Source organism: Nocardia sp. NPDC004168 (assembly GCF_040610355.1).
Taxonomy (GTDB): Bacteria; Actinomycetota; Actinomycetes; order Mycobacteriales; family Mycobacteriaceae; genus Nocardia; species Nocardia sichangensis.
In genome coordinates, this window is record NZ_JBEXME010000002.1 from 524,488 (window position 1) to 550,400 (window position 25,913).

The following is a 25,913-nucleotide window of genomic DNA, read 5'->3' on the forward strand; positions in this document are numbered from 1 at the left end:
CGTCTTCGTTCGATCGAACGGGGGCGGCCCTCGGTGTTTTCCGAGACATATTTCAGTACAGTTCGTACTGTATCGTTGAACTATGGACACCGACAACGGCTGGCCGGAGTCACTGCGCGTCGCGCACGTCAGGATCGCCCGCCCGACCGACCGGCTCGAGGAAGTGGTGCGGTTCTACGTCGACGGGCTCGGCCTGCGCGAGCTCTACCGATTCCGCGACCACGCGGGCTACGACGGCGTGATGCTCGGATTGCCCGGGGCCGGATACCACCTGGAATTCACCACGCATGTGGACGGCAGCCCCGGCGATGCGCCGAGCCGGGAGAACCTGTTGGTGCTCTACTTCACAAGCGAGTCGCACATGTACGACGTGGCGCAGCGGCTCGGTGAGTTCGGCGTCGAGCCGGTGCCCGCCGAGAATCCGTTCTGGGCGGCCAACGGCGGCTTGACCTTTCCCGATCCGGACGGTTGGCGCGTCGTGCTGATGCCGCGACCGGTCTTCTGATGGCGGGACGAACCCGCGACGACCGCATCGACGCCGCGGTGCTCGCCGCCGCGCGGGAACTGCTCGACGAGGTGGGATACGCGGACCTGTCCATCGGGCAGGTCGCGGCCCGTGCGGGTCTGCACCGTCCCGCGATCTACCGCAGATGGCCGTCGAAGCGGCACCTGGTGGTCGACGTCGTCGCCGAAATGCTCGGCTTGCGACCGACCCCGGACACCGGCGACCTGCGCGCCGACCTGAACCGCGCCATGCGGGATCTGGTCGCGGCACTGCGTGATACGTCGCTGCACCGGGTGTTGCCCGCGCTGGTCGCGGACCTGGCGGGTGACGAGCGGTTGCGCGCCCACTTCCTGGCCACGGTCTTCGAACCGCGGCGGCGGACCACGGCGACGGCGTTGCGCTCGGCCATCGCGCGCGGCGAAGTGGACCCGGGCATCGATCCGGATTTCGTGCTGGACGCGGTCGCCGCGCCGATCTATTACCGGGCGTTGTTCGGACACTTACCGCTGACTGATGAACTCGCCGAACAGTCGGTCACGGCAGTGCTGCGCGCGATCACTCGTTGACGGCAGGCAGCGCGCTGAGCGTCGCGAGCACCTCGGTCGCGGCATTGGCCACCGCTTCGACCTCGGCCATCGCCAGCGCGGCCGCCGTGGCGGCCCGCACGCGCGGCAGCAGTGCCAAGCAGGCCGCTGCGGCGGTACGGTCGGCCGGGGCGAGCTCGGCGTCTTCCTCGGCGGCGGATTGCCATGCCGCGGTGGCGATCACCTCGTGCAACCAGTTGAGCAGCTCCAAGCGCAGCGGTTGCGGATCGCGCAGCCAGGCGCGGACATAGGTCACGTCGGTGCGCTCGTGCAGCAGGGCGCCGAGCACGACTTCGGCGGCGGGCGCGGTGACCGAGTAGATCGAACCCTGGTGCAGCACCGCGGAGTACAGGAAGACGATGCCGCGCGCCTGGTCCTCGACAGCCGCGCTGATCAGGTCGGCGAGCATGGCGGGGGCATCGCTCGCGGATCCGTGGGCGTGCGCCAGCCCGGCCCAGTCCGTCTCGCGCAGCACGGTCGCCGCGCGTTCGTGGTAGATCGGCGCGAGCGCGGCCGCCGCCCGGACGCGAGCTTCCGCGTCCGTCGAATCGAGTGCGCGCTGGAAGGCCGCCAGCGCCACGTCCGGCTCGCCGAGTTGTTCGCTGAACACCCCGATATCGAAACTGGCCCGCGCGGCCACCGCGGGATCGTCCGAACCGGCCAGGGACCGGCTCACCTCCCTGGCCCCCGGCAGATCGCCCGCCTCGCTCAGATGCTGGACGAGATCGCCCGCGACGATGAGCGACTGATCCTCCGGCCAGCCGTCGATGACGGCGCGGTAGGCGGCCTTCACGCCGTCCAGATCGTCCTCGGAGCGCAGAAGGTAGGCCAGGTTGGACAAGGCGAGCCGGGCGATGTCGCCGGGGCCCGCGTCGATCGCGTGCTGGTAGGCCGTGCGCGCCGAATCCGAGTCCCCGCGCTTGGCGCGCGAGTAGCCGAGATTGATCCACGCCCGCGGCGCCGCGTCGGGATGGCCGGATTCGGCGGCGCGCTCGTACATCGCCTCGGCTGCCGCCGTGTCGCCGCGCTCGGCCAGCAGCAGGCCCAGGTTGTAGGCCGCGCGCGGCCCGGCGTCCTCATGGCCGGAATCGACCGCGACGTGGTAGGCGCCTTCCGCGGCCGGTTTGTCACCCGCCGCGCTCAGCAGTCCGCCCAGCTCCGCGGCGGCCAGCGGCGCCCAGTTCGGATGGCCGGAGGCGATCGCGATCTGGAACGCCTCGCGCGCGGCCGCCACGTCGTTGCGCCTGCGGTGCATCTTGCCGAGGTCGAAGGCCAGGTCCGGCGGCCGCTTCAGCATTGTTCCCATTCCAGCCTCGGCACCGAGTGGTGCGGATCCTTTTCCGAGAGTTCTACATCGGCGCGCGATTCATGGCTACCCGTGGCGTGGGATAGGCCCGGTGCGAGACGGTTCAGTCGGGGGCGATCTCGGTGGCCAACGTGCGCAATCCGGCGATCAGCTCGTCGGGCGACGGCGCGTGGTCGGGATCGACCAGCCACTGGGCCATGAGACCGCCGATCAACGCGTGCAGCACCGCGCCCACGGCACGGTCGGCCTCCGCGCCGCGGCTCGGGCCGAACAACTGCCAGAGCTGCTGGCGCGCGTGTTCCTCCGCGGTCGCCAGCTCCGCGCGTACCTCGGGGGAGTGCAGCGCCTGCGCGAGGCCTTCGATATTCGCCGACCAGAGCGGCCGGTCCTCGGTGAACGACGCGATGAGCTTGCGCCAGAAGACTTCCAGGCGCGCCGCGGGCTTAACGAGGTCGTCCTGCGGCAATGCCTCGGCGATTCGCTGCACCGCCTCCGCGCTCGATTCGATCATCGCCTGGTTGAGCAGCTTGTCCCGGGTGCCGAAGTGATAGTTGATCGCGGCCAGGTTGCTGCCGGAGGCGGCGACTATCTCGCGCACGGTCGTGCGTGCGTAGCCGCGCTCGGCCAAGCATTGCTTGGCCGCGGCGAGCAGGTCTTCGCGGGTTCCCACTCCAGCACCTTAGCAAGGGGCCATACGTGCGTTTATAACGTACGTTTCAAACAGGCGTATGTGACAAGCGTTTGAAACGTACGTATGGTGGGGTTCGTCCGCACGAGAAGGAACGAGATGATGACCGATCACCGCCCCCTGTCCCCCTTCGAAAGCAGCTACTTCGGCTCCGACACCAGAATCGGCAGCATCCCGGTGGGTGGCATGCCGCTGTTCATCGGTTCGACCGTGCAAGGCGTCCTCGACGTGTCCGCGCTGCGCCGCGTCCTCGCCGAACTGGCGGCCGCGCACCCACTACTGCGCAGCCAGGTGATCGACGCCGAAGGCGCGAAATGCTTCCGGCGCGACGAGTCCTATCGGCCGCGCTTGACGATCACCGAGGGCGGCGAGCCGGAGTACCTGGAATTGGTGAACACCCACCAGGACTGGACCGGCGGGTTGTTCCACGCGCATCTCCTGCGCGACGGCGACCACGATCGGATCGTGCTGGTCATCCACCACGGAATCGCCGACGGCAGATCCGCTTTCGCGCTGCTCGCCGAGCTGTGGGAGCGCTACACCGCGCAGGTGACGGGCGCGCCTGCGCCACAGGCGAATCCGGATCAACGCTTGCCCGAGGCAATGGACACCGGGCTGGCGCGGATCGTCTCCGACGAGGAGGTCGCGGGCCTGCTCGACCTGATGAGCGCGGGCGCGGCCATGATGAGCCCGGATCTCGCGCCACGGCACCTGCCCGAGCTCGGCGACGGCGCGCACCGGCCGAACCGGTTGACCCTGGACCGGATCGAACTGGATGAGAGCGAGACCGCCGCGGTGATCGCCGCCGCCCGCCTCCACGGTGTCTCGGTGAACAGCTTGGTCACCGGAGCGGCGCTCGCCGCCTTCCGCGCGGAGCTGGAGCCGTCGGCGGGAGCGCTGCCGATGATCTGCGGTCACGCGGTCGACGTGCGCGCGGAACTCGTGCCGCGGCTGCCCGCGAGCACCGTGCTGAACTGCGTGTCGGGAGTGGGCACCTACGCGCTCGTAGAACCGGAAGCCGATCCGATCGCGCTGGCGCATACGGTGGCGTCGGGCATGCGCGCCTCGGTCGAGCGCAGAGAAGCGCTGCTGGTGATGCTCGCCGCCCAGCGGGTCACCGACCCGGTGACCGCCGCGCTGTTCTCCTCGCCGAACACCTTCGCCATCTCCAATATCGGTCGCCTGCCCGCGTTCTCGACCCCACCGGGACTGCGTATCGTCCGCAACGACGTCTTCGCCATGACGGTGGGCATGCCGCCGAAGCTGACGGTGTTCACGGTCGGCGACCGGATGACCATCCAGGTGGAGTACGACACCGCACGGCACAGTCGGTCGCAGCTGGGCGCGGTGAGCCAGGCGCTGACCCGGACGTTGGCCGCCGTTCGCGCCGCCTAGCCACGCGCCGTCGCCGGTTCCCTCCGATGGCCTGCCAGTGCAGATGCCGCGACGCAACCGGGATGGGGCGGGTTCGAACTCGACGGGCCGGCGACGCCCGCGATCGGCACCGGTCGCGGTCTCACTCCGCGGGCGGCTCGTGACGGTCGGCCAGGCGAATGGTCAACTTCCTGGCGAACTTCCGGCGGCGCTTGGGTGAGCCGGTCCGGCGATCGATGTCGGCCTCTACGTCGGCCGGGACGTCATAGCGGCGGATGTAGGCGCCGGAGAACGCCTGCACCGTCGCGGTGACCGGAATGGCGAGCAACGCGCCCGTGGCGCCGAGCAGCGCCGCGCCCGCCAGCACCGCGCCGAAGGCCACGGCGGGGTGCATGTCCAGGGTGGTCGCGGTGATGCGCGGTTGCAGCACGTAGTTCTCGAACTGCTGGTAGAGCACGATGAAGCCGAGGATCCACAGCGCCGTGCTCGGCCCGTGCACCAGACCGACGATCACCGGAAGCGCACCGGCGAGATACGTGCCGACCGTGGGGATGAACTGCGAGACCACACCGACCCACAGCGCGAGGGCGAACGCCGACGGCACGTCCAGCAGCCGCAGCATGACGTAGTGCGCGAGTGTCGAAGCGAGCGCGAGCAGTGCGCGCGAGTAGATGTAGCCGCCGGTCTTGTCCACCGCGATGTCCCAGGCGCGCAACACATGCCGCTGGCGGCGCGGCGGCAGGAGCGAGCAGACGGCGGTGCGGATCCGGGGGCCGTCGGCGGCGAAGTAGTACGTGAACAGCAGGATGCCGAGGATCTGGAAGAGCGCGCCGATCGCGGCCGTGCCGATGCCCCAGACGTTGCCCGCCAATCCGGTGAGGTAGCCCTCCAGGGTCGAGCTCCAGTCGGTGGCGTACTTCTGGATGTCCGTACTGGACAGGTCCTTGTGGAAGGTGTGATTGATCCAGTCCACGCCGCGGTCGGCGTATTCGGGGGCGTGCTGCACCAACGTGGTGACCTGCTCGACCAGCAGCGCTCCGAGCGTCCAGAAGAAGCCGACGACGAGTGCGGTCAGGACGAGGAACACCAATCCGGTCGCCGGACCACGCCGCATGCCGCGCCGCGCCAGCCAGTTCACCGCCGGTTCGATCGCGAAGGCGAGAAACAGCGAGACGAGCAGAATCGTCAGCAGACTCCGCAGTCGCTCGAGCACCCAGAAGGCCGCCAGCAACCCGGTGACCGTCGCCGCGGCGAGCAGGAACGCGCGCGGCAGCCACGGCGGCATGCCGCTTGCGGCGATGGCCGGTCGTGGCGTCTCGTCTTCGTCCTCCGCAGGCACAAGGCCAAGGTACCCACGCGACGACCGGTTCGCGCACGACACCGCGCGGCCGCACCGGTGGAGCGAGCGGGCTCACATGGTGGAGACGTCGATGACGAACCGGTAGCGCACGTCGCTGGCCACCACCCGGTCGTAGGCGCCGTCGATCTCGTCGGCGGCGATCAGCTCGATCTCGGCGCCGATGCCGTGCTGGGCGCAGAAGTTCAGCATCTCCTGGGTCTGCGCGATGCCGCCGATCATCGAGCCCGCCAGGGAGCGGCGGTACCCGGCGAGGTTGAGCGCCTTGACGCTCAGGGGCTTCTCGGGCAGGCCGAGGACCACCAGGGTGCCGTCCAGGTTCAACAGGCGCAGATAGTCGTCCATGGGCAGGTTCGCCGACACCGTGTTGAGGATCAGGTCGAACCGGCCGCGCAGCTCGCGGAAGGTCTGTTTGTCGCTGGTCGCGTAGTAGTTGGTGGCGCCGAAGAGCTTGCCGTCGTCCTGTTTGCTCAGCGAGTGGCTCAGCACCGTGACCTCGGCGCCCATCGCGGCCGCGAGTTTGACCCCGACGTGGCCGAGTCCGCCCATGCCGATGATCGCGACCTTCTTGCCCGGCCCAGCGCCCCAGTGCCGCAGCGGCGAGTACAGCGTGACGCCCGCGCACAGCAGTGGCGCCGCGACGTCCAGGCCGATCCCTTCGGGGATGGCGACCACGAAGTTCTCGGTCACCACGATCTGCGTGGCGTACCCGCCGAGGGTGTGGCCGCCGGGCTCCACCGCCGGATCGACCGGGGTGTTGTAGGTCATGGTCGCGCCCGCGGTGCAGTACTGCTCCTCGTCGGCGAGACAGGGCGCGCAGACCCCACAGGAATCGACCATGCAGCCGACGCCGACGCGGTCGCCGACCCGGTGCTTGGTGACCGCGGATCCGACCGCGGCGACCACGCCCGCGATCTCGTGGCCCGGCACGCAGGGGTAGCGGGTTCTGCCCCACTCGTTGCGGGCGGTGTGGATGTCGGAGTGGCAGATGCCCGCGAACTTGATGTCGATCAGCACGTCGCGTGGACCCAGGTCCCTGCGGTGGATCGTGACCTTCTCGAACGAGCCATCGGCGGTGGACAGGGCATAGGCGGCGGCAGTACTCATGAGGACATGCCTACCGTCGCATGGGTGCGGTTGCCAACTGTGACACGGAAAAGGCACGCTCACGAGCTATTTTTCCGGCGGGCTGCACGGTTCGATGATCTTCGGCGGCGCGCACCGGCGACAATGGATTCGGGAGGTTCGGCCGAGGCGGGAGAGCCATGGACGAAAAACGGCAGCAGTGGATCGGGGCGCGTCGCGCGCCCGGTGGTGGCCGGGTGTTCGTGCTGGTCGTCACCCTCATGCTCGTGGTCGCCGCGTTCCTCGGGTATCGCGGCGATCTCCCGGACCGCGACCGGCCCGGCCCCGCCGGGACGGCGGCCTCGGTCGCGTTCGTCCCGCCCGAGCCGCTCGACGCGGGACTCGTCACCGCGGCGGTGCGCCCGGCGCTGGTCAACATCAACGCCTCTGCCGAGCGATCCGGGCCAGGTGCCGCGGGCTCCGGCATCGTCCTCACCGCCGACGGCGAGGTGCTCACCAGCCACCACGTGGTCAAGGGCGCGGACACCGTGACCGTCACCGACGTGGGCAACGGCAAGGTCTACGACGCGGCGGTGCTCGGCTACGACGCCGACGCCGACATCGCCCTGCTGGACTTGGCCGCGGCCAACGCGCTGCCGACCGCGACCATCGGCAGTTCGGCCGGATTGCGGCTGCGTGAGGAGCTCTTGGCGATCGGCAACGCGGGCGGGACCGGCGGCACGCCCACCGCGGTGCACGGCCCGCTCACCGACCTGGACAGCGCGATCGTGGCGATCAACGCCGCCGATCTGTCGCGCAAGGCGCTCAACGGGATGCTCGAGGTCGCGGCGGCGGTCACGCCGGGACAGTCCGGCGGAGCCCTGGTCGATCACAAGGCGTCCGTCGTCGGCGTCATCGCGGCGGCGTCGGGCGACGGGGCGCGCACGGCCGACCACCCGGCCAACGGCTATGCGGTGCCGATCGATGCCGCGATGCGAGTGGTCCAGCAGATTCGCTCCGGCACCCCGACCGACACCGTGCACATCGGCCCAACGGCCACGCTCGGCGTGCTCGTCTCCAACGCGCTTCCGGCCGGTACCGGAGCGCGTGTGGACATGGCGATCTACGGCATGCCCGCCTATACCGCCGGTCTGGCCGCCGGGGACGTGATCACCTCGCTCGACGACCACACCGTCAGCAACGCGCAGTCGCTGCGCATCGCGCTGAACAGGCGCAAGCCCAACGAGACCGTCCGATTGGGCGTCACCGGCGCGGGCGGCGCGCGCACGGTGCCGGTGGCGCTGATCGCGGGGCCGCCGAACTGATCCGGATCAGACCAGCGACAGCCAGTAGTCCTGGAAGCGCAGGAACACCAGCAGCAGCACGACCGCGTAGAACAGCGCGACGATCGTCCAGCGCCACTCGGCGAGCACCCCCAGCGGACCGCGCGAGCGCCCCCACAGCTGATCGGTGCACACCGCGAGCAGCGGCGTGATGATCGCCCACACCACCATGCAGTACGGGCACAGCGCGTTGATCCGGTACAGGCTCTGGAAGATCAGCCAGCAGATGAAGCCGACCCCGAGCAGGGTGCCCAGCCACAGCCCGCCCCAGACCCAGCGCGGGAAGCCGACCCCGGCTACCGACAGCACGCCGAGCGTGACGACGACCGTGAACCCGACGATGCCGATCAGCGGGTTCGGGAACCCGAAAACCGCGGCCTGATCGGTCACCATCACCGACCCGCAGGACAGGATCGGGTTGATGCTGCACGACGGCGTGTAGCCGGGATCGGTGAACAGCTTGAACCGTTCCACGGTCAGCGCCACGGCGGCCAGCCAGCCGGCCAGCCCACCGATCAACAGGACCCACGCGGCCCGGGGCCCCGCGGTGATCACTGGCCCGCGGCGGCGCTGATCACGGGTGCGAGACCGCCTGCGCCGAAGACCTGCTGGCTGGACTCGACCTTCTTGCCGTTGACGAACACCGACGGGGTCGACTGGATACCGCTGTCCAGCACTTCCTTGGTGCGGGCCTGGACGTACTTGTCGTACTTGTGGTCGGTGATGCACTGGGCGATCGCGTCGTCGGTGTAACCGGCGCTCTTGGCGATCTGGACCAGCTGATCGTCGGTCAGGCCCGCGCCGCCCTCCGGGGGCTGCTGGGCGAACATCGTCTTCAGCCAGGCCTGGTACTTCGACGGGTCGGCCTCCGCGACGCAGTAGGCGGCGTTGGCCGCGCGCGAGGAGTAGCGCGTGGTGGACGCCTTGTCCAGGAAGGCGATGATGTTGTACTCGACCACCGCGGTGCCGTTGGCCACCGCGTCCTCGAGCACCTGTCCATTGGCCGCCTCGAAGGCCTTGCACGCGGGGCACTGGAGGTCGGCGACGACCCGCACGGTGACCTTCGCGTCCGGCTTGCCGACGCGGACGGCGCCGTTATCGGTGATCGAGGCGGGTACGGGGCCCGCATTCGCGGTGCCGGTGGCGGCGATGGACGGAGCGGGGCCGGGATCGTCCTTGTGCGCCTTCTTCACCGCGATGCCGATGCCGATCGCCGCGATCAGCGCGACGAGCACGGCGGCGACGCCCACCTGGATCAAGATCTTGCGGTTGCGGTCGGCGCGTTCCGCCGCCAGCAGCGGGTTCGACTTCCCACCCTGGTTCTTGCTCACCGTGCGCTCACCACGCCTTTCGCTCGCCGGACGGTTTCTGCCGCCACGATCGTAGATCCGCCGACCATCTCCCCGCGTGATCGGCCCACAGCCGCCATCATCGTCGGCCTACCTGAGAGATTCCGTAAAACAGGGCGTAGCGGCGCTTCGGAAGGCGCCGATACCGGCCGGGGGCAGGCGGTATGAATGGTGGGATGACTGTTCTCGGTGTTGTGTTCCGCCCGCAAAATCCCCCCGAACTGCTCCGCGAGGCGACCCGCGTGGCCGAGACGACGGGGCTGGAGGAATTGTGGCTGTGGGAGGACTGCTTTCTGGAAAGCGGGATCGCCACCGCCGCAGCCGCGCTGGCCTGGACCGAACGGCTGCGCGTCGGCATCGGGCTGTTGCCCGTACCGTTGCGCAACGTCGCGCTCACCGCCATGGAAGCGGCGACGCTGCATCGGCTGTTCCCCGACAGGCTGATCCTCGGTGTCGGGCACGGCGTCCAGAGCTGGATGGGGCAAGTCGGCGCACGGGTGGAGTCGCCGGTGACCCTGCTCGGCGAGCACCTGTCCGCGCTGCGCGCGCTACTGGCCGGTGAGCGGGTCACCACCTCGGGGCGCTACGTGCACCTCGACGCCGTCGCGCTGGACTGGCCGCCCGCTCGAGCGCCGAAGGTCTACGCGGGCGCGCGCGGCCCACGGTCGATCCGGCTGTCCGGCGAGCACGCCGACGGCACCCTGCTCGATTCCGTCACCGACGCCGACGGCGTACGCGCCGCCCGCACGCTGATCGATGCGGGTCGCGCCGCCGCGGGCCGCACCGACCGGCACGAGGTGATCGCGAATCTACTCGCGGTGACCGGTCCGGACGCCGAGGCTCGCCTGGCCGCCGAACGGACGCCGGAGCACGCGCCCGGCGCGGGCGTCGCCGGTGACGCGCACGCGGTCGCCGGAGCCGTCACGCGGCTGGCCGAGGCGGGCGCCGACACGGTCGTCCTGCAGACCACCGCCGACGACACCGACCCGGCCGCGTTCATCCGCTTCGTGGCGGAGGAGGTCAGGCCGCTGGTCCGCTGACGTTATGCCCGCGCCAGCCGCCGCTTCTGCTGTTCGACGTCGAAGGTCGCCGGGGGCCAGTCGAGGTCGAGCCGCTCGAGGGCCGCGATCAGCAACTCGGTGACGGCGAGGCGGGAGAACCACTTGCGGTCGGCGGGCACGACATGCCAGGGCGCGTACTCGGTGGACGTGCGGTCCAGCACCGCCTGGTACGCGTCCTGGTAAGCGGGCCAGAACGCGCGCTCGTCGATGTCGGACGGGTTGAACTTCCAGAATTTGTCCGTGCGTTCCAGCCGCTCGGCCAGACGCCGCTTCTGTTCGTCGAGCGAGACGAACATGGCCACCTTCACCAGCGAGGTGCCCTCGTCCACCAATTCCTGCTCGAACGCGTTGATCTCGTCGTAGCGCGGCTCCCACACCGTCGGCGGCACCAGATTGTGTACCCGCACCACGAGCACGTCCTCGTAATGCGAGCGATCGAACACACCGAGCTGACCCGCGCGCGGCAGTGCCTTCCGGATGCGCCACAGATAGTGATGGCGGCTCTCCTCCGGCGTCGGCACCCCGAACGCGGCGTGGTCCACGCCCTGCGGATCGACCGATCCGATGACGTGCCGGACGATGCCGCCCTTGCCCGCTGTGTCCATGCCTTGCAGGATCAGCAGCACGTTGCGCCGGTCGCCGCCGGCCCGGCCGTTGGCGTACAGCTTCTCCTGCAGATCCGACAGCACCTGGGCGCGTTCGGCGAGCAAGGGCACGCCCGCCTTCTTGCCGCCGGTGAACCCCGGCGTCCCGGAGGTGTCCAGCTCGGCTACGCGCAAGCCATCGGCTCGCATGGCCTCGGTGGGCGGCACCGTCCACAATTTCGGCATGGCTCCAACCTAACCGCGTGGCGGTTCGGCCACGTCACACTTGCGCGAGCCGCAGTAACTGGGTGGCGAATTCCTCGTCCGCCACCGGGGTGAGGATGAGATCGTGCGCGGTGGTGAGCAAGTAGCGACCGTCGCCGGTGAAGTCCAGCCAGGTGCGATGGCGGGTGGGCGGGGACATCGGGTTCTCCGGCTCCACCGTGACGGTGATGAAGCCACGCCCGTCCACCGGCTTACGCAGGGTTTGGCGGAACTTCGCCGCGCCGCGATGACCGTTGGTGACGAACGGCTCGGTGCGATCCGGATTCAGCACCGCGTCCTGCGGCTCCCGCATCGGGGCGAGCTTGCCCGGTCGCGCCGAGCCGATGATCTGCACCAAGCGTTCGCCCACGGCACGGGCGTGGCACATCTGTACGGTCACCCGGTCCGGTGTGGCGACCAGGATGCCCGCGTGGTTGTGCACCACCGCGGCGAACGCGAGGATCCGTTCGGTCTCGGACCCGCTGCCGTTGCGTGAGAGCGCCGAACGCTCGCCCGAGACGGTGATGGTGGTCGCGTCGTTGCGCGCGCAGAGCACCAGCGCGGCGGCGAGATCAGGATCGGCTTGGCGGGCGAAGCGCTGCGGCAGATGGAGGGCGTGGTACTCCGACTCGGTCCGCGCGGTGGCCGAAGGGACCATGTTGACCGGGTAGGGCCTACGGTCCAGGCTCGTTTCGTTCGTCCAGACATGCGTGAACTCGTCCGGGGTGAGCACCCATTTCACCGTGCGCCGCCTCCGCGCGCGGAATCCGGATCGCCGGGTGCGTTGTCGGCCGCCGAACCTTCCTGCGGCCGGGGGAATCGGGGAACGCGGTCGCCGGTGGCGGGCATCGTCGGGGTGTAGACGTAAGTCATCGTGTCCCGGACATCCGCTTCGATGTCTGCCGCCGCACTATCGTGTTCCATCCTACGTTTGCCACCGTAAACCGCTTCTGCGGCCGGGTCCGCCAGCGGCCGATACCGCTGCGGCGGCGCGATCGCGCCCCGGACCGTCTGCGCGGCATCGCTATTCAACTCCATCAGCCGAGCGACCGCCCGGCACACGTCGTGCGTATCCCCGCCCGCGCGGACGAACTGCCTGGTCGCGCTCACCGCGGCGTCGGCTGCCCGGCCCGACCAGCGCGCGAATTCCCGGTTGGTGGCATCGGAGAAGGCTTGGAACGCTTCGGCCACCGCGGTCGCGTTGGCCTGCCATGCCGCGGCGATCCGGCCCAATGCCGCCGGATCGAGCGCTTCGTGCACCAGCTCCCAGATCTGCTGGTGGGTGTAGGCGCCGAACAGTTCCCGATCCGGCGCGTAGGCGGGATCTGTTGCGTCGTCGGTGAATCCGGCCAGTTCCTGCCGGATGCCGTCGGCGGCGGCGCGTGCCGTGGAGTCTGCCATCCGTCGTCCCCCTCAGTCGGTCCCGGCGCGCGGGTGCGCGCTCAACGGGGCTCCAGATAGTCGGCGACCAGCCGCAGTGCGGCCTGATTCGCCGCCTCGGCGTCGGCCAGCCGATTGGCCGCGGCGAGATACGCGGCCTTGAACAGCAGCGCCGTTTCCTGGAACGCGGCCAGGGTGTCCAGGTATTGCCTTCCCTTGGCGGAGAACCCGCGGGTGAGGCCGTGCCCGGTCGGCAGATCGGGGAAGCCGGTCACCTCGGTGACGAGGTGTTCGCCCGCCATCGCGCGGCCCAGATCGTCGACCAGTTGGTCGCACGCGGCGGCGAGATTCTCCGCGACCGCCGTGTCCAGCTCGAACCTTTCGCTCCCGCCCGCGCCGATGGCCGCCGCGTACAGCTCGCGCGCCGTCCCCTGTCCGGTATCGGGTACCGCCACGTGGAAGCCCCCTTCCGCTCGGTCCTGTTCGTACCGCGCTGTACTGGATTCGCACTTTACCGGGCGGTTCAGCGCGGCGGACCGCCTCGGTACGGGCTTGTGTGAAGGCCTCTGCGCCCGTCTCCGCCGTTGTTACACTGACCAGCGGTCCGAGGGGCGGTGTGGGGAAGGCGACCGGTGGCCGGAATCGATGGCGTAGTCCCGAAGTATCTGCAGATCTCGGGGCATCTGCGGGATCTGATCGAGCGCGGGGAGTTGGCTCCCGGCGCCGAGGTGCCGTCCGAGCGCGAACTCGCCGTCCGCTGGAAGGTCGCCCGGCCCACCGCCGCCAAGGCGCTGAACACGCTGCGGCAGCAGGGATTCGTCACGTCACGTCGTGGGTCGGGCACCTACGTGGCCGAACGCTCGGCGCTGATGCGCGAGAGCGCGCCCCGATACGGACCGTCCGCGTCCCAGCCCGATTCGGTGACCGTGCTGGGAGCTGAAATGGTGGAAGGACCGCAGGAGGTCACCGAATCGCTCGGTCTCCCAACGGCGAGTCCGGTGATCAGTGTGAAGCTGTTGTACGAGAACGGCTCCGGGGCAGTTCGGCTGGTCGCATGCTGGTATCCCGGTGAATTCGCCGCGGCCGCCACGCTGGTGCACGGGACGGTGCCCGTGCCGGGCGGAGTCGTGCGGTATCTGGAGGCCGTGATCGGCCGCGCCGCCGCAGTCGTGCGTGAGAGCGTCGGCGCCCGGCTGGCCACGGATGACGAACGCCGCCGTCTCGCGCTCCCGCATCCGGCGGCGGTGCTGGTCGTGCACCGCATCGGTCTGGACGTCCGAGGCGTCGCGCTGGAGTACCGCCAGAGCGTCCACCCGCCCGGCCGCCCGATCATGGAGCACGAGTATCCGGCCAGGTCAGCGACCGATTTCCGCCGTTGACACCCCTGTGCCGCAACTGGCATAGTCCACTTGTCGGAAGTATCGAAGGGTGGGAGGGGCGATGTCCGATCGGTTGACCGTCGGCGGCTGGGTGGTCGTGGGGGAGCAGTGCTCGGTCCGCTTGGCCCCGGTACCGCGCGACGACTTCCTGGCCTTCGTGTTCGAAAGCAGCGGAACCGAATTCGAATTGGCCTTGGCGCCCGCGATCCTGCACCGCATGGTCGATCTCGGGACCGCCCCGTCCGCGCCGTGACATCGGCGAGCCACCACCGCGGCGGATCGCCTTACGCGCACCGTGGGTCGCGGCGGTTCCTGCCGACGCCTGCGGAACAAGCTGATCTCGAGGCCGAAAAGTCAGTGCGGGTGCGTGCTTCGGCTATCTCCGCGGTGTGTTCTACGCGTCGATGAAAAGGTCGTTGGCGAGTGCGCCGGAGCCCGGTACGACTCGGTAGTGGTCCAGGTCGGTGCGGCCATGGGAAGCGAGGACATCCTCGTCCAGGAGCAGCCGGCCGGTGTAGGTCGCGGCGGGGCTGGTCACGATCAGCAAAGCGGCGTCCGCGCAGATGAACGGGTTGCGGGACGCGGCGACGGCTTCCGCACCGCCGAGCAGATTGCGCACCGCGGCGGTGTCGATCTTCGTGCGCGGCCACAGGGAGTTCACGGCGATGCCGTAGGGCCGGAACTCGTGTGCCAGACCGACGGTGGCGATGCTGACACCGTATTTGGAGACGGTGTAGGCCACGCCGTTGCCCACGTGCTCGGGGTTCATGTTGAGCGGCGGAGAGAGGGTGAGGATATGTGGATTCCGCCCGGCCGTCGCCGAGGCGCGCAGATGCGGCAGCGCCAGCTTGGACAGCAGGAACGGCGCGCGGAGATTGACGGCTTGCATGTGGTCGTAACGCTGCATGCCGATCTGCTCGGCGCCGGTGAGATCGACCGATCCCGCGTTGTTGACCAGGATATCGATGCCGCCGAAGCGCTCGGCGATCCGATCGACCGCCTCCGCCATCGCCTTGTCGTCGCGGACATCCGCCACCAGCGGCAGTACCGCGCCACCCGCGGCCTCCGCTTCCGCGGCGGCCGTGTGGATGGTGCCGGGCAGCTTGGGGTGCGGCTCCTGGGTGCGGGCGATCATCGCGACGTTCGCGCCCTCCGACGCGAACCTGATCGCGATCGCCAGGCCGATGCCACGGCTCGCCCCGGTGACAACGGCGGTCCTTCCCGCGAGCAGATCCCCGGTGGCCTCTCCTCGGGTGGACGCGGGCGTGGGTAGGGGACTGTTCATGGCGGGGTCCTCTGGCTGGAATACGCGATCTTGTGGAGTGAGGCTAGCTGGCATCCGCCGGGAGCGTGACAGATCCGTTGTCCCCGAGCTGTTTACAGCGGCTTGCGGGCGGTTGCTCGCCGTGCCCGATGGGACGATCGAAGACGGTGCGTTCATACGCGGCAGTGGTTGAAAATGCAATTGGATTTTCTCGGCGATCCGGGGAACCGAGAGCAGTCGGGATGCGTCCAATAACAGTGACGACCTTTTGAACGATGCACAGGCGGGCCTGGGGGTGAGGGGATCGGTGCGATGTCGGACGCTAACAACGGAGGTGCGATGGCGACCCGGACGGTGCCGCAGCCTCCGTTCCCGCCGGGGTTGCTGGCCGATCTGCATGCCGGCAATGTGACGGCCGCGCAGCGCGAGCAGTTGTGGCCGATCGTCTCGCGTGATCCGCAGGCGGTGCGGTATCTGCGCGGGCTGGATGAGATCAGCGCGGAATTGGGTGCACTGAGCCGGGAGGAACGCGTCATCCACTCCATGCCCGAGGACGTCACCGCCCGGCTGACCGAATTCATCGAAGCGCTCCGATCACCCCAGGACACCACGGTCCACGCGATCGCGCGCGGGCGGGCGGGCGAGGCCCGGCTCGATATCGGATATTCCCAACGCGGCGCGGCTCCTTCGGTCGCTGTCGACGAGCATCGCCGCGCCAGGGCGCGCTGGTTCGCCGCGGCAGCCGCGGCGATCGTCGCCCTTGCCGCAGCCGGCTCGGCCATCTCGACGATGGACGGCCGTGACCGCCCAGCCCCCACCGCGCGACCCGCCATCGGAAATGACGAAGTCACCGCCACCATGGCCTTCGGCGCGCTGGGCCGCCACACCGTCAGCGGCTCCCTCGCCGACCCCGAAGCGCTGCAACGCTGTGTCCACGCGAACGGGCTCGACCGCACCGTCCTCGGCTCGGCCGACATCGCGTTCCAGGGCGGCGACGCGGTGCTCATCCTGCTCAATGGCCCGCACCCGCCCGCCGTCACCGCATTGGTCGTCGGAACCGGCTGCGATACCGGTGACCCGCAGCGCCGGGTATTGCAGGACATCGGCTGACCGCGCGCGGCGGGTCACGTTCCACCGCGCACGGCCGCGCGCACGCCTGCGCGCGATAGGCTATGACAGTCGTCATGAACATGGGAGGAGAAAGGTGGCCGAAACGCCGCAGGCGCGGGATCGAATGGTGGCAGGCGCGGCCGACATGATCCGCCGCCGCGGTCTGAACGCGACCAGCGTGCGGGAACTGGCCAAGCACGCCCAGGCTCCGCTGGGATCCACCTACCACTACTTCCCCGGCGGCAAAGCGCAGCTGGCGGCCGAAGCCGTGCGCTTCGCCGATGCGCTGGCCGCCCGCAAACTCGCGCAAGGGCTGCCCGCCGGGCCGGTCGCGGGATTGCGGTCGTTCGTCGACATGTGGCGGAAGGTTCTGGCGGACAATGATTTCCAGGCCGGCTGCCCGGTGCTCGCGGTCGCGATCGAGGGCCCGGGGGACGACGACGAGCCGCAGCGGGCCGCCGCGGCCGCGTTCGAGAACTGGACCGGCCTGCTGACGCGGTCGTTGCGCGACCACGGCGCGAGCGAGGCCGACGCCGAGCGGACCGCCACCCTGATCGTCGCCGCGGTCGAGGGCACGGTGGCGATGTGCCGGGTGGAGCGCAGCACCCTTGCGCTCGATCGGACCGTGGACAAGCTCGAGTTCCTGATCCGGGCCGTCACCGCGGAGGTCTAGTGCGCGGGCTTCGTCGCGCTGACGTACTGGAGCAGGCGATGGACCCGCTGGTCGATCTCCACCAAACCCTCCTCGGCGAACAGGGCGGGAAAGGTCCGGGCGCCGAACACCCGCAGCCCGCTCAAACCGCCGACCACGCGGCTCATCTCACCGATGGGGTTGGCCGCCCGGTGGCTGGTGGTGATGGCGATCCGGCCACCGGGAGCGGGAACGCGAATCATCTCGCGAGCGGCGACGAGTGGGTCCGGAATGAGGTAGAGCGCGCCGAAACAGCAGACCGCGTCGAAGGTTCCGTCCGCGAACGGGAGCCTGCGCGCGTCGCCGCGGAGATACCCGACGCGCGGTCCGGCGTTGTCCGCGACGGCGCGCGCCAGCATCGGCTCCGAATAGTCCACGCCGATCGCATAGCCCTCGCCGGACAGCGCCTCACTCAGGTATCTGGTGAAATTGCCCGGTCCGCAGGCGATGTCGAGCACCTTCTGCGCGCCGCCGAGCCGCAGGGAGGTGACCGCGTCGCGGCGGTCGGACGCGGTCGTCCGCCCACTGGCGAGATAGAACAGCGCCGGCCGCCAGGCGCGCTCGTACACCGCGGCGAGCGCGGGGGCATTCATCGTCTTGCGTGCGAGATTCACCGGAGCGCGTCCCTCAGGCGCGGTCGACGGTGATCGTCATGCCCGCCGCGCGCAGTCGCTCGGTGAGGGCGTCGCCCATCGCCGCGGCCGGGGTGAGAATGCCCGCGAGCTCGGGTTGCTTCTCCGTGTCGAACGCCAGGCACAGACCGCTCTCGCCGAGCAGTACGGCGGTGGCCTGGTATCCCGGGTCGCCGGTGCCGGAGAAGGTGGCCACGTACTTCGCGCCCGAGGTGGTGTGCGCGAACGTCTTCATGCTGAACCAGCCGCTCTTGCGGGCCTGCTCGCTCGGTCCGGTGCCCGGCTTGGGCAGCACGCGATCGAGCAGCTTGCGACCCGCCGATGCCCGCGACAGCAGGGCCCCCGCGGTCATGCCCGCCACGATGCCGCCCGCCATGCCCGCCGCTACCAGCGGCGCCACCCGGGACTTCCCCGCGCTCATCACTTCGCGGTAGCGGAAGTTCTTGCCGTACACCCAGCCGAGCAGGCCGTTGCTGCGGCGCACGATCTTGGTGTTGTGCGCGGCCATGACGAACGTGCTGACCCACCCGTCCAGGCTGGGGTCGATCGCGCTCGCCCGCGACAGCGCCTGATCGGACTGGCGGCCGACGTCGGGATCCATCGACCTGTCCGGGCTCAGCGAGTACGGGTGCGACATCACCTTGCCCTTGGCCGGGTCGGCGGCGATCGCCTCCATCATCGCGCGGCCGGAATCGATGGTGCCGCCGCTGACGCCGCCCTTGAGCGAAGCCACCAGCGTGACGTCGACGAGCTCACCGGTGTTGTCCTCGACCGTGCGGCGGTAGAGCTGATATACGCTCAGATCGGACGGAATCGAGTCGTAGCCGCAGGAATTCACGATCTTCGCGCCCGTGGCGACGGCCTGTTCGTGATAGTTGTCGATGGCGTCGCGGATGAACAGCGGCTCGCCGGTGAGGTCGGCGTAATGGGTGCCCGCCTTCGCGCACGCCGCTACCAGCGGCATCCCGTAGCGCAGGTACGGGCCGACGGTGGTGACCACGACCTTGGTGCGCGCCGCCAGCTCGTCGAGCGAGCTCTGGTCTGTCGAGTCGGCCACCACCAGACCCCAGTTCGCGGCCGTCGGTCCGAGGTCGTCGCGTACGGCGGTCAACTTGTCCAGCGATCGTCCCGCCAGCGCGATTCGCGCGGATTCCGGCGCGGCCTCGGTGAGATATTCCGCGGTCAGCTTGCCGACGAAACCCGTCGCGCCGAAGAGCACTAGGTCGAATTCCCGTGTGTCTGCCATGGTCTTCCGTTCTGCGGTCGTGCCGCCGTTCGGCGGCTACTTGGTGGTCTTCTTGCGCGGCCGTTGCGGCGCGGCGCGCGGGCGGTCGGCAAGCCAGGCGTGATGGGCCCGGCCGAGCTCGGTGACCGGTGGTTCGTCGTAGAGCCATTCCCTGGAGATGCGATGCCAGTTCGCGGTGCAGCCGAGGTGGCCGAGCATGCCGAAGGTCAGGAAGTCGGCGCGGCGGGAGAAGAGGTGCTCCGGCGGCAGATTCTGTTGCTTCATACCGGTGAACTCGCTGGCCCTCGGATCGACCGCGAGCAGGAAGGCGCCGCTGGCGAGCTCGGGAGTGATGGTCAGTTCCTCGTCGATCAGACACCATTCCGAGGCGGCCAGTACGTATTCCAGGCACTCCTCGGCGCCGATCTCCTGCGGCGAATCGATGACGCCGCGTTGGATCATCAACTCGCGCAGGTCTTCCGCGCGATCTTCTGCCGCGGCACGCAGACAGACCAGCTCGAATTGCACGTGCTCGGCGTCCATGCGGTTGAACAATCCGAAATCCAGGAAGCCGACCCGGCCGTCGTCGGCCAGCAGCACGTTGCCCGGATGCGGGTCGCCGCAGAATTCGTTGAAGGTGAACAGCGATCCCACGTAGAACCGGTAGATGATCTCGCCGATCCGGTTGCGCTCCGCTTGGGGCAGCTGCCGGATCTCTTCGAAGCCCTTGCCCTCCACGTATTCGGTGACCAGCACCCGCGTGGTGGAGAACTCCGGCAGCGAGCGCGGGACGATGACGAACGGATGCCCGGCGTACAACTCGGCGATCTGCAACTGGGTGGCCGCTTCGGCCCGGTAGTCCAGCTCGGCCTCCATGTTCAGCCGCAGCTCGTCCAGCACCGCGGGCGTCACCCACGGCATCGCGGACTGGAGCACGCGCCGGAACATCGCGAGATTCTTCAGATCCGCGCGCACCGCGGCATCGATGCCCGGATACTGCACCTTCACCGCGACCTGGCGGCCGTCGTGTAGTCGCGCCCGGTACACCTGGCCGATCGAGGCGGCGGCGACGGGCTCGGCGTCGAACTCGGCGAAGACCGCGTCGAGCGGCTTTCCGAAATCGTCCTCGATCACCTGGCGCATGGCCGCGAAGGAGACCGTCGGGGCCGCGTTGCGCAGCACGGCCAGGCGTTTCTGGAACCGCTCCCGATGGTCCTCTGGCACCAGATCCAGATCGAGCACCGACATCATCTGGCCGAGCTTCATGGCGACGCCCTTCATGGTGCCCAGCACCGTGACCACCTGCTCGGTGGTGCGGATCATCGATTCCTCGGCCATCTTCGCCCGGACGGCCTCGGATCTGCCCCGCATGGTCAACCGCGCGCGCTGGGTGCGAAGCACCGAACTGGCTGCCACCGCGCCCAGCTTCGTGCCACGAGCAAGCCGAGAGGTCGGTACTTGCTTCGCCATCGAGGTACCTCCGTTGGTGCCGCGGTCGGAGCGACGGACGCGGGCGGCAGCGTGCGGGACACCCGCACGGACCGCCGTCGAGTACGGCGCCTGCGGTGACGCAACGCACTCGGCGCACCGCTCGGGTTCAGACTAGCCAAGGATTCGGCAAAGTCGAGAGTGCTGGTGAACTTTTGCAAGCGCTCCAGCTAGCACCAGGGTCGATGGCTCGATTCAGTCTTGCGCCGGCGTCTCGGGGGCGGGCAGCACATGCTGCTGCGCGTTGAACGCGGCGGGCGAACCGCCCGCGCGGGCCATGCCCTCGATGGCGCTCCAGGCGAGCATGGTGAGGTAATCGATCACGTCCTCGCGGGACAGCGACTTGTTGGTGGTCCACCAGTGCGTGGCCAGCTGGATGCCACCGACCAGCACGTACGACGCCAGCGCGGCGCCCTCGGTCGCCACGCCCCGGTCCTTGGCGCGATCGGTGATCACCGCGCACACCACCTCGGCGAAGAGCTTCTCGAACTCCGCGAGCGAGGACTGGTCGGCCGAGCCGTTGCCCATGATGAAGCGGTAGACCTCGGGGTCCTCGTCGACCGTGCCGACGTACTCGGCCAGGGCCGAGCGCACCAGCTGGTATTCGTCCGCGTCCAGGCTGATCGCGCCGTACACCCGCGGCATCAGCGTGGTCTCGATGAACCGCTGCATGGTCGCGTGGACGAGGTCGTTCTTGTCGGAGAAGTAGCGGTAGAGCACGGTCTTGGAGACGCCGATCTCCGCGGCGATCTCGTCCATGCCCGCGTTGCTGCCGCGGGCGCGCACGGCGGCGAGAGTGCCGTCGACGAGTTCCTCCCTGCGGTCGATCTTGTGTTGCCGCCACCGGCGCTTGCGGCCGTCCATCCGGCCGCCGCGCACCGCCGACGGTCGCTCGCCGACATCGACAAGGTCTTCGGTGGACAGCGTGGGCTCCCTCGTTCGTAAGTGCTCCGGTAGCTACCAGCTTAGGTCCCCGATACCCGTGATATGCGCTTTTGAGCCCGGATGCGGTAGGAACCACAGTCCGGGCGTGTCCGGCGCCCGGCACGTCCGGTTTGTGCGCAGGCACTCACCCCGCTCGCTCACTTCGCCGCGCACAGCAGAATGGGAGGCATGGAGAAAGCTCCCGGCAACACCGCGGTGCTGAACGCCCGGGGCGACCGCGCCGGAGACGCCGCCGCGCCCCTCGGCTTCGCCGCCGTGCTCGACGAGGCGGCCAAGCGTCGTGACCTCTGGCGGATGAAGGCGTTCGCCACCGGGCTGCTCGCCTTGGCCACCGCGATCTATCTGTTCTGCCGCTGGACCGAATCGCGCGGGGCGGGCGGCGACTGGGTCGGCTACCTGCGGGCGGCCTCGGAGGCGGGCATGGTCGGCGCCCTGGCGGACTGGTTCGCGGTGACCGCCCTGTTCCGTCATCCACTCGGCCTGCCCATCCCGCACACGGCGATCATCCGGCGGAAGAAAGACCAGCTCGGCGCCAGTCTCGGTACGTTCGTCGGCACGAACTTCCTGGCGCCCGAGGTGGTGTCTGCCAAGGTGAACTCGGCGCAGATCTCCTGGCGGGTCGGGCGCTGGATGGCCGATCCGGGTCATGCCGCGCGCGTGGCGCAGGAGAGCTCGACCATCCTGCGCGCCGTCGTCGGCGTACTGCGCGACGAGGACGTGGAGCAGGTCATCGACAACACCATCGTCAAGCGGATCGCCGAGCCGCTGTGGGGTCCGCCGATCGGAAGGGTGCTGGCGGAACTGCTCGCCGACAACCGGCAGTTGGCGTTGCTGGATCTGCTCGCCGAGCGCGCGCACCAGTGGGCGCTCGGATCCCAGGAGACGATCGATCGGATCGTCTTGCGGGACGCGCCGCAGTGGGCGCCGAAATTCGTCAACATCTTGCTTTCCGAACGGATCTACCGGGAACTGGTCGAGTTCACCTGGAAAGTCCGCTCCAATCCGGAGCACGAGGTTCGTCTCGCCGCGAACCGGTTCCTGGAGGAATTCGCCGAGGACCTGCAATTCGATGACGCCATGATCAAAAAGGCGGAGCGGATCAAGGCGCAGATCATGGGCCGGGAGGAGATCACCGGACTCGCGTCGGCCACCTGGCGCGCGGCGAAGCGGCTGATCCTGGAGTCCGCCGACGATCCGAGCAGCACGCTGCGGCGCAAGGTCGCCGAGAACGTGCAGCAGCTCGGCGAGCGCTTGCGCGACGACGCGGACATGCGGGCCAAGGTCGACAACTGGATCGATCGCGGCGCGCGCTACTTGGTGGAAAACTATGCCGGTGAGATCAGCACCCTGGTCACCGACACGGTTGCCCGGTGGGATGCCGAGGAAGCCAGCAAGAAGATCGAATTGCAGGTCGGCCGGGATCTGCAATTCATCCGCATCAACGGAACCGTCGTCGGTTCGCTTGCCGGACTGACGATCTACACGATTTCCCACTTGATGTTCGGCGGTTGATCCGCGGCGTGCGGAACGTTTGCCGAAACGCTGCTAGCAGACTGCTTGCAATAGCTAGCACCCTGACCTAGAATCGAATTCGTACAACCGCCAGAAGGTGAGTGATGGCTGACCAGCCCGAGGTTTCCGCCGAGTACACCGAGAGATCGGACGAGCATTCGTCCGGCATCGGCGAACGAGGGGGTCGCGTCGTCAGTGCGGCGCACGACATCGGAGGCTTCATCAGGGCGCAGCGGGAAGCCGCGCAAGTCTCGTTGCGTCAACTCGCCCAGCTGGCGGGGGTGAGCAATCCGTATCTCAGCCAGATCGAGCGCGGACTGCGAAATCCATCCGCCGAAGTGCTCACGCAGATCGCGAAAGCGCTGCGGGTCTCCTCGGAGGTCTTGTACGTACGGGCTGGCTATCTCGAGCAGCGGCCGCACAGTCCGGTCCGGGACGCACTGCTCGCCGACACGTTCATCAGTGAGCGGCAGAAGCAGGTGCTGCTGGACATCTATGAATCGTTTCGCCGGGAAAACGGAGGAAACGAGGTAGGGGGGGACGTATGGGACAGCGACGTTCCGCGCACGACAACCGAAACTCCGCCACGCCAGGAGAACGAAACACCATGACCGAGAAGAACGCCACCGTCACCAAGCCCCTGCTCGCCACCGTCGGCGCGGGTGACGCCCTCTACGCCGCCGTCAACGACGTTTTCGCGCAGGTGCGCGAGCGTGCGGCCGCCACCGAGGTGCAGGCCCGGGTGGAGGAGGCGCGCGAGCGCTTCGCCAACGTTCCCGCCGACGTCCAGGACCGGTTCGAGTCGCTGCGTGAGCGGCTGTCCGGCCTGCCGTCGGAGCTGCCGGACGACCTCGCCGAACTGCGCGAGCGGTTCACCGCCGAGGAGCTGCGGGCGCTGGCCGAGAAGTACTACCGGCAGGCGCTGGACATCTACGCCGACCTCGCCGTCCGCGGTGAGGAGACGATCGAGCGGCTGCGCGCCAACCAGGTCGTCGACGAGCGGATCGGCAAGGTCGAGACGCTGTACGGCGACGCGGTCAGCCGCGCCGAGGACGTGCTCGGGCGCGTCAACGGACTGATCGGCCGCCCGGCGAAGGAGGCCGAGCTCGCGGCCGACGAAGAGATCGACCCGGCGCCGGTCGTCGAGGCCGAGGTCGTCGAGGTGACCACCGAGGCCACCCCGGCTCCGGTCGTGAACGGTGAGGCCAAGAAGGCTCCGGCCAAGAAGGCCCCCGCGGCCAAGAAGGCTCCGGCCAAGAAGGCCGCTCCCAAGAAGCCCTGAACGGCCCGCGGCTGAAGCGATTCGACGCCCTCGCGCACCCCTGGTGTGCGAGGGCGTTGCTTCTATGATGGGTGAGGTGAATATGGTGCACGGATTGACCGGGATGATCCTGCTGGTGCTGTGGCTGGCGGCGCTCGGTGCGACGATTTTCGCGCTGATCCACGCCGTGCGTCAGCGTCCGGACGCGTTCACCGCGGTGGACAAACTGACCAAGCCGATCTGGCTGGCGATTCTCGGGGCGGCTGTGCTCGTGCTCCTGCTCTCCCCCGCGGGTCTGGGCCTGCTCTCCTTCGCGGCGATCATCGCCACGGGCGTCTACTTGGCCGACGTCCGGCCCAAGGTGGACGAGGTGCAGCGGGGTCCGCGCTGGTGAGGGCGGAGTTCGCCGACAGGTAAGGGTGCTTGCACTAGCAAGCGGCGCAAATCGGGGTTACTGTATCTAGCAGTAACACAAAGGAGTGTCCGATGCGTGCCATGCTGCCGACCGCGTTGACGAGCTTCCGGGGCCTGCTCCGGAGCTGGCGCGACGCGCACAGCGCCGACTTGCGGTCGCGTACCTACCAGACCGCCGCGTTCAACCCGCCGACCGCGCCTCGCGAGGTGATTCCGGTCCAGACCGGTGACGGCGTCCGGCTGCGCGTACACGCCTACGGCCCGTCGGATGCCCCCGCCATCGTGCTCGTCCACGGGTGGACCTGCTGCCTGGAATACTGGAATCCGCAGATCAACGCGTTCGCCGGTGACTATCGGGTGATCGCTTACGACCAGCGCGGTCACGGCGAAAGCGAATACGGGTCGAGCGAGCTGACCATGGAGCTGCTGGCCGACGACTTGGCCGCCGTGCTCGACGCCGCGCTCGCGCCCGGGCAGCGGGCCGTGCTCGTCGGCCACAGCCTCGGCGGCATGACACTGCAGGCCTGGGCGGGACGCTATCCCGAGCGGGTCGCGCATCAGGCGCTCGCGGTGCTGCTGACCAATACCGCGGCGGACCGGTTGATCCTGGAGACGACGGTCGTGCCGCTGCTGAACCGTCCGCTGCGGCTGCTGCAGTTGAAGGTGCCGCTGCCGTTCCTGTTCGGCAGGCTCGGGCTCGGCGCCCCGATGGTCTTCCCGCCCATCGCGCCGGTGCGCTGGCTGTTCGCGCGTCAGATCCTCAGCACCGCGGCCAAAGGCGAGCTGTTGGATTTCAGCATGGCCATCGTGCGGTCGTGTCCCGCGCGGGTGCGCGCCAAGTTCGGTTTCCTGCTGGCCACGATGGATGTCGGGGAGTCGGCCCGGAATCTGGTGGTCCCCACGACGGTGATCTCGGGGCAGTTCGACGACATGACGCCGCCGGTGCACTCCGAGCGGATCGTCGAAATGCTCCGGCAGACCGGCAGTCTCGCGCGCTATCAGGTGCTGCCCACGGGGCATCTCGGCAATGCCGAGGCCTACGGGCGGTTCAACGAGGAACTCGCGCGCGTCCTCGCCGCCACGCGCAAGTCCAGCCGCGCCGACCTCGCGGGCTGACGCGCCCAGGCGCTCG

29 protein-coding genes are annotated in these 25,913 nt (G+C 69.0%); 14 read left to right on the forward strand and 15 right to left on the reverse strand.

Annotated elements, in window-relative coordinates:
• The first annotated feature begins 82 nt into the window (after nucleotides 1-82).
• Both ABZW96_RS06235 and ABZW96_RS06240 read left to right on the forward strand, forming a co-directional pair.
• A complete protein-coding gene (locus ABZW96_RS06235; RefSeq protein WP_355071843.1) occupies nucleotides 83-505 on the forward strand; it encodes a VOC family protein in 423 nt (140 codons plus the stop codon).
• Nucleotides 505-1,071 (forward strand): TetR/AcrR family transcriptional regulator, encoded by a 567-nt coding sequence (locus ABZW96_RS06240; RefSeq protein ID WP_355071845.1) that lies wholly within the window; start codon nucleotides 505-507, stop codon nucleotides 1,069-1,071. Before ABZW96_RS06235 ends, ABZW96_RS06240 begins: the two co-directional genes overlap by 1 nt.
• On the opposite strand, the gene ABZW96_RS06245 is transcribed toward ABZW96_RS06240, so the two are convergent.
• Nucleotides 1,061-2,386: a tetratricopeptide repeat protein gene (locus ABZW96_RS06245; protein WP_355071847.1), complete on the reverse strand. Its 1,326-nt coding sequence runs from the start codon at nucleotides 2,384-2,386 to the stop codon at nucleotides 1,061-1,063. The two genes, ABZW96_RS06240 and ABZW96_RS06245, sit on opposite strands and share 11 nt — an antisense overlap.
• 112 nt (nucleotides 2,387-2,498) lie before the next feature.
• Complete coding sequence (locus tag ABZW96_RS06250; protein WP_355071849.1) at nucleotides 2,499-3,065, reverse strand: TetR/AcrR family transcriptional regulator; 567 nt, start codon at nucleotides 3,063-3,065, stop codon at nucleotides 2,499-2,501.
• A gap of 117 nt (nucleotides 3,066-3,182) precedes the next feature.
• Between ABZW96_RS06250 and ABZW96_RS06255 the strand changes: the two genes are divergently transcribed.
• Nucleotides 3,183-4,478 carry a hypothetical protein gene (locus tag ABZW96_RS06255; RefSeq protein WP_355071850.1) on the forward strand — a complete coding sequence of 432 codons (1,296 nt, stop codon included), beginning with the start codon at nucleotides 3,183-3,185 and terminating at the stop codon, nucleotides 4,476-4,478.
• 121 nt (nucleotides 4,479-4,599) lie between these two features.
• Here the strand turns inward: ABZW96_RS06255 and ABZW96_RS06260 are convergent, their stop codons facing one another.
• Together ABZW96_RS06260 and ABZW96_RS06265 are read right to left on the reverse strand one after the other, a co-directional pair.
• Nucleotides 4,600-5,796 (reverse strand): AI-2E family transporter, encoded by a 1,197-nt coding sequence (locus tag ABZW96_RS06260; protein ID WP_355071851.1) that lies wholly within the window; start codon nucleotides 5,794-5,796, stop codon nucleotides 4,600-4,602.
• Nucleotides 5,797-5,868: 72 nt separating this feature from the next.
• Nucleotides 5,869-6,921, reverse strand: coding sequence for an NAD(P)-dependent alcohol dehydrogenase (locus tag ABZW96_RS06265; RefSeq protein WP_355071853.1), 1,053 nt, complete (start codon nucleotides 6,919-6,921; stop codon nucleotides 5,869-5,871).
• A gap of 158 nt (nucleotides 6,922-7,079) precedes the next feature.
• On the opposite strand from ABZW96_RS06265, the gene ABZW96_RS06270 reads away from it, so the two are divergent.
• Complete coding sequence (locus ABZW96_RS06270) at nucleotides 7,080-8,204, forward strand: trypsin-like peptidase domain-containing protein (RefSeq protein ID WP_355071855.1); 1,125 nt, start codon at nucleotides 7,080-7,082, stop codon at nucleotides 8,202-8,204.
• A gap of 6 nt (nucleotides 8,205-8,210) precedes the next feature.
• Here ABZW96_RS06270 and ABZW96_RS06275 read toward each other — a convergent pair whose 3' ends face one another.
• The gene (locus tag ABZW96_RS06275) at nucleotides 8,211-8,777 is read right to left on the reverse strand and encodes a vitamin K epoxide reductase family protein (protein WP_355071856.1); all 567 of its coding nucleotides are present in this window, start codon (nucleotides 8,775-8,777) and stop codon (nucleotides 8,211-8,213) included.
• Nucleotides 8,774-9,553 carry a thioredoxin domain-containing protein gene (locus ABZW96_RS06280; protein WP_355071857.1) on the reverse strand — a complete coding sequence of 260 codons (780 nt, stop codon included), beginning with the start codon at nucleotides 9,551-9,553 and terminating at the stop codon, nucleotides 8,774-8,776. The genes ABZW96_RS06275 and ABZW96_RS06280 overlap by 4 nt, the downstream gene beginning before the upstream one ends.
• A 194-nt stretch (nucleotides 9,554-9,747) precedes the next feature.
• Between ABZW96_RS06280 and ABZW96_RS06285 the strand changes: the two genes are divergently transcribed.
• Nucleotides 9,748-10,611, forward strand: coding sequence for an LLM class flavin-dependent oxidoreductase (locus ABZW96_RS06285; protein WP_355071858.1), 864 nt, complete (start codon nucleotides 9,748-9,750; stop codon nucleotides 10,609-10,611).
• A 2-nt stretch (nucleotides 10,612-10,613) separates the two neighbouring features.
• Here the strand turns inward: ABZW96_RS06285 and ABZW96_RS06290 are convergent, their stop codons facing one another.
• Genes ABZW96_RS06290 through ABZW96_RS06305 form a run of 4 tightly spaced genes read right to left on the reverse strand, consistent with a single transcriptional unit; the run spans nucleotide 10,614 to nucleotide 13,315 of the window.
• Nucleotides 10,614-11,462, reverse strand: a complete 849-nt coding sequence (locus tag ABZW96_RS06290; RefSeq protein WP_355071859.1) for a polyphosphate kinase 2 family protein — start codon at nucleotides 11,460-11,462, stop codon at nucleotides 10,614-10,616.
• Between the two features lie 34 nt (nucleotides 11,463-11,496).
• A complete protein-coding gene (locus ABZW96_RS06295) occupies nucleotides 11,497-12,222 on the reverse strand; it encodes an ESX secretion-associated protein EspG (protein WP_355071861.1) in 726 nt (241 codons plus the stop codon).
• A complete protein-coding gene (locus ABZW96_RS06300) occupies nucleotides 12,219-12,881 on the reverse strand; it encodes a hypothetical protein (RefSeq protein WP_355071862.1) in 663 nt (220 codons plus the stop codon). The genes ABZW96_RS06295 and ABZW96_RS06300 overlap by 4 nt, the downstream gene beginning before the upstream one ends.
• Before the next feature lie 41 nt (nucleotides 12,882-12,922).
• On the reverse strand, nucleotides 12,923-13,315 hold the full coding sequence (locus tag ABZW96_RS06305; protein WP_355071864.1) for a hypothetical protein: 393 nt from the start codon (nucleotides 13,313-13,315) through the stop codon (nucleotides 12,923-12,925).
• A gap of 177 nt (nucleotides 13,316-13,492) precedes the next feature.
• Between ABZW96_RS06305 and ABZW96_RS06310 the strand changes: the two genes are divergently transcribed.
• Both ABZW96_RS06310 and ABZW96_RS06315 read left to right on the forward strand, forming a co-directional pair.
• The gene (locus tag ABZW96_RS06310; protein WP_355071865.1) at nucleotides 13,493-14,239 is read left to right on the forward strand and encodes a GntR family transcriptional regulator; all 747 of its coding nucleotides are present in this window, start codon (nucleotides 13,493-13,495) and stop codon (nucleotides 14,237-14,239) included.
• A gap of 61 nt (nucleotides 14,240-14,300) precedes the next feature.
• Entirely contained in the window at nucleotides 14,301-14,492 is a 192-nt protein-coding gene (locus ABZW96_RS06315; RefSeq protein ID WP_355071867.1) for a hypothetical protein, read from the forward strand.
• A gap of 141 nt (nucleotides 14,493-14,633) precedes the next feature.
• Here the strand turns inward: ABZW96_RS06315 and ABZW96_RS06320 are convergent, their stop codons facing one another.
• Nucleotides 14,634-15,524 carry an SDR family oxidoreductase gene (locus tag ABZW96_RS06320; protein ID WP_355071869.1) on the reverse strand — a complete coding sequence of 297 codons (891 nt, stop codon included), beginning with the start codon at nucleotides 15,522-15,524 and terminating at the stop codon, nucleotides 14,634-14,636.
• Nucleotides 15,525-15,842: 318 nt separating this feature from the next.
• On the opposite strand from ABZW96_RS06320, the gene ABZW96_RS06325 reads away from it, so the two are divergent.
• Together ABZW96_RS06325 and ABZW96_RS06330 are read left to right on the forward strand one after the other, a co-directional pair.
• On the forward strand, nucleotides 15,843-16,613 hold the full coding sequence (locus ABZW96_RS06325) for a hypothetical protein (protein WP_355071870.1): 771 nt from the start codon (nucleotides 15,843-15,845) through the stop codon (nucleotides 16,611-16,613).
• Between the two features lie 124 nt (nucleotides 16,614-16,737).
• Nucleotides 16,738-17,286 carry a TetR family transcriptional regulator gene (locus ABZW96_RS06330; protein WP_355072127.1) on the forward strand — a complete coding sequence of 183 codons (549 nt, stop codon included), beginning with the start codon at nucleotides 16,738-16,740 and terminating at the stop codon, nucleotides 17,284-17,286.
• Here ABZW96_RS06330 and ABZW96_RS06335 read toward each other — a convergent pair.
• The 4 genes from ABZW96_RS06335 to ABZW96_RS06350 form a co-directional block, all read right to left on the reverse strand.
• Nucleotides 17,283-17,918, reverse strand: a complete 636-nt coding sequence (locus ABZW96_RS06335; RefSeq protein ID WP_355071872.1) for a methyltransferase domain-containing protein — start codon at nucleotides 17,916-17,918, stop codon at nucleotides 17,283-17,285. The two genes, ABZW96_RS06330 and ABZW96_RS06335, sit on opposite strands and share 4 nt — an antisense overlap.
• 13 nt (nucleotides 17,919-17,931) lie before the next feature.
• Nucleotides 17,932-19,182 carry a saccharopine dehydrogenase NADP-binding domain-containing protein gene (locus ABZW96_RS06340; RefSeq protein ID WP_355071874.1) on the reverse strand — a complete coding sequence of 417 codons (1,251 nt, stop codon included), beginning with the start codon at nucleotides 19,180-19,182 and terminating at the stop codon, nucleotides 17,932-17,934.
• A gap of 36 nt (nucleotides 19,183-19,218) precedes the next feature.
• On the reverse strand, nucleotides 19,219-20,631 hold the full coding sequence (locus ABZW96_RS06345; protein WP_355071875.1) for an AarF/ABC1/UbiB kinase family protein: 1,413 nt from the start codon (nucleotides 20,629-20,631) through the stop codon (nucleotides 19,219-19,221).
• A 213-nt stretch (nucleotides 20,632-20,844) separates the two neighbouring features.
• Nucleotides 20,845-21,513 (reverse strand): TetR/AcrR family transcriptional regulator, encoded by a 669-nt coding sequence (locus ABZW96_RS06350; RefSeq protein ID WP_355071877.1) that lies wholly within the window; start codon nucleotides 21,511-21,513, stop codon nucleotides 20,845-20,847.
• A gap of 249 nt (nucleotides 21,514-21,762) precedes the next feature.
• On the opposite strand from ABZW96_RS06350, the gene ABZW96_RS06355 reads away from it, so the two are divergent.
• The 5 genes from ABZW96_RS06355 to ABZW96_RS06375 all read left to right on the forward strand — a co-directional run bounded on the left by ABZW96_RS06355 (nucleotide 21,763) and on the right by ABZW96_RS06375 (nucleotide 25,897).
• A complete protein-coding gene (locus ABZW96_RS06355; RefSeq protein WP_355071879.1) occupies nucleotides 21,763-23,106 on the forward strand; it encodes a DUF445 family protein in 1,344 nt (447 codons plus the stop codon).
• A gap of 104 nt (nucleotides 23,107-23,210) precedes the next feature.
• Complete coding sequence (locus tag ABZW96_RS06360; RefSeq protein WP_355071881.1) at nucleotides 23,211-23,717, forward strand: helix-turn-helix transcriptional regulator; 507 nt, start codon at nucleotides 23,211-23,213, stop codon at nucleotides 23,715-23,717.
• Nucleotides 23,714-24,388 carry a heparin-binding hemagglutinin gene (locus ABZW96_RS06365; protein WP_355071883.1) on the forward strand — a complete coding sequence of 225 codons (675 nt, stop codon included), beginning with the start codon at nucleotides 23,714-23,716 and terminating at the stop codon, nucleotides 24,386-24,388. Before ABZW96_RS06360 ends, ABZW96_RS06365 begins: the two co-directional genes overlap by 4 nt.
• A gap of 67 nt (nucleotides 24,389-24,455) precedes the next feature.
• Nucleotides 24,456-24,761: a DUF2516 family protein gene (locus ABZW96_RS06370; protein ID WP_350906782.1), complete on the forward strand. Its 306-nt coding sequence runs from the start codon at nucleotides 24,456-24,458 to the stop codon at nucleotides 24,759-24,761.
• A gap of 92 nt (nucleotides 24,762-24,853) precedes the next feature.
• Nucleotides 24,854-25,897 carry an alpha/beta hydrolase gene (locus ABZW96_RS06375; protein WP_355071884.1) on the forward strand — a complete coding sequence of 348 codons (1,044 nt, stop codon included), beginning with the start codon at nucleotides 24,854-24,856 and terminating at the stop codon, nucleotides 25,895-25,897.
• Nucleotides 25,898-25,913 lie beyond the last annotated feature (16 nt).

Coding starts and splice junctions, on each gene's coding strand:
- ABZW96_RS06235 (WP_355071843.1), top strand. CDS start 83: ATGGACACCGACAACGGCTGGCCGGAGTCACTGCGCGTCGCGCACGTC.
- ABZW96_RS06240 (WP_355071845.1), top strand. CDS start 505: ATGGCGGGACGAACCCGCGACGACCGCATCGACGCCGCGGTGCTCGCC.
- ABZW96_RS06245 (WP_355071847.1), bottom strand. CDS start 2,386: ATGCTGAAGCGGCCGCCGGACCTGGCCTTCGACCTCGGCAAGATGCAC.
- ABZW96_RS06255 (WP_355071850.1), top strand. CDS start 3,183: ATGATGACCGATCACCGCCCCCTGTCCCCCTTCGAAAGCAGCTACTTC.
- ABZW96_RS06265 (WP_355071853.1), bottom strand. CDS start 6,921: ATGAGTACTGCCGCCGCCTATGCCCTGTCCACCGCCGATGGCTCGTTC.
- ABZW96_RS06270 (WP_355071855.1), top strand. CDS start 7,080: ATGGACGAAAAACGGCAGCAGTGGATCGGGGCGCGTCGCGCGCCCGGT.
- ABZW96_RS06285 (WP_355071858.1), top strand. CDS start 9,748: ATGACTGTTCTCGGTGTTGTGTTCCGCCCGCAAAATCCCCCCGAACTG.
- ABZW96_RS06290 (WP_355071859.1), bottom strand. CDS start 11,462: ATGCCGAAATTGTGGACGGTGCCGCCCACCGAGGCCATGCGAGCCGAT.
- ABZW96_RS06300 (WP_355071862.1), bottom strand. CDS start 12,881: ATGGCAGACTCCACGGCACGCGCCGCCGCCGACGGCATCCGGCAGGAA.
- ABZW96_RS06315 (WP_355071867.1), top strand. CDS start 14,301: ATGTCCGATCGGTTGACCGTCGGCGGCTGGGTGGTCGTGGGGGAGCAG.
- ABZW96_RS06320 (WP_355071869.1), bottom strand. CDS start 15,524: ATGAACAGTCCCCTACCCACGCCCGCGTCCACCCGAGGAGAGGCCACC.
- ABZW96_RS06325 (WP_355071870.1), top strand. CDS start 15,843: ATGGCGACCCGGACGGTGCCGCAGCCTCCGTTCCCGCCGGGGTTGCTG.
- ABZW96_RS06330 (WP_355072127.1), top strand. CDS start 16,738: ATGGTGGCAGGCGCGGCCGACATGATCCGCCGCCGCGGTCTGAACGCG.
- ABZW96_RS06340 (WP_355071874.1), bottom strand. CDS start 19,182: ATGGCAGACACACGGGAATTCGACCTAGTGCTCTTCGGCGCGACGGGT.
- ABZW96_RS06345 (WP_355071875.1), bottom strand. CDS start 20,631: ATGGCGAAGCAAGTACCGACCTCTCGGCTTGCTCGTGGCACGAAGCTG.
- ABZW96_RS06350 (WP_355071877.1), bottom strand. CDS start 21,513: ATGGACGGCCGCAAGCGCCGGTGGCGGCAACACAAGATCGACCGCAGG.
- ABZW96_RS06355 (WP_355071879.1), top strand. CDS start 21,763: ATGGAGAAAGCTCCCGGCAACACCGCGGTGCTGAACGCCCGGGGCGAC.
- ABZW96_RS06360 (WP_355071881.1), top strand. CDS start 23,211: ATGGCTGACCAGCCCGAGGTTTCCGCCGAGTACACCGAGAGATCGGAC.
- ABZW96_RS06365 (WP_355071883.1), top strand. CDS start 23,714: ATGACCGAGAAGAACGCCACCGTCACCAAGCCCCTGCTCGCCACCGTC.
- ABZW96_RS06370 (WP_350906782.1), top strand. CDS start 24,456: ATGGGTGAGGTGAATATGGTGCACGGATTGACCGGGATGATCCTGCTG.
- ABZW96_RS06375 (WP_355071884.1), top strand. CDS start 24,854: ATGCGTGCCATGCTGCCGACCGCGTTGACGAGCTTCCGGGGCCTGCTC.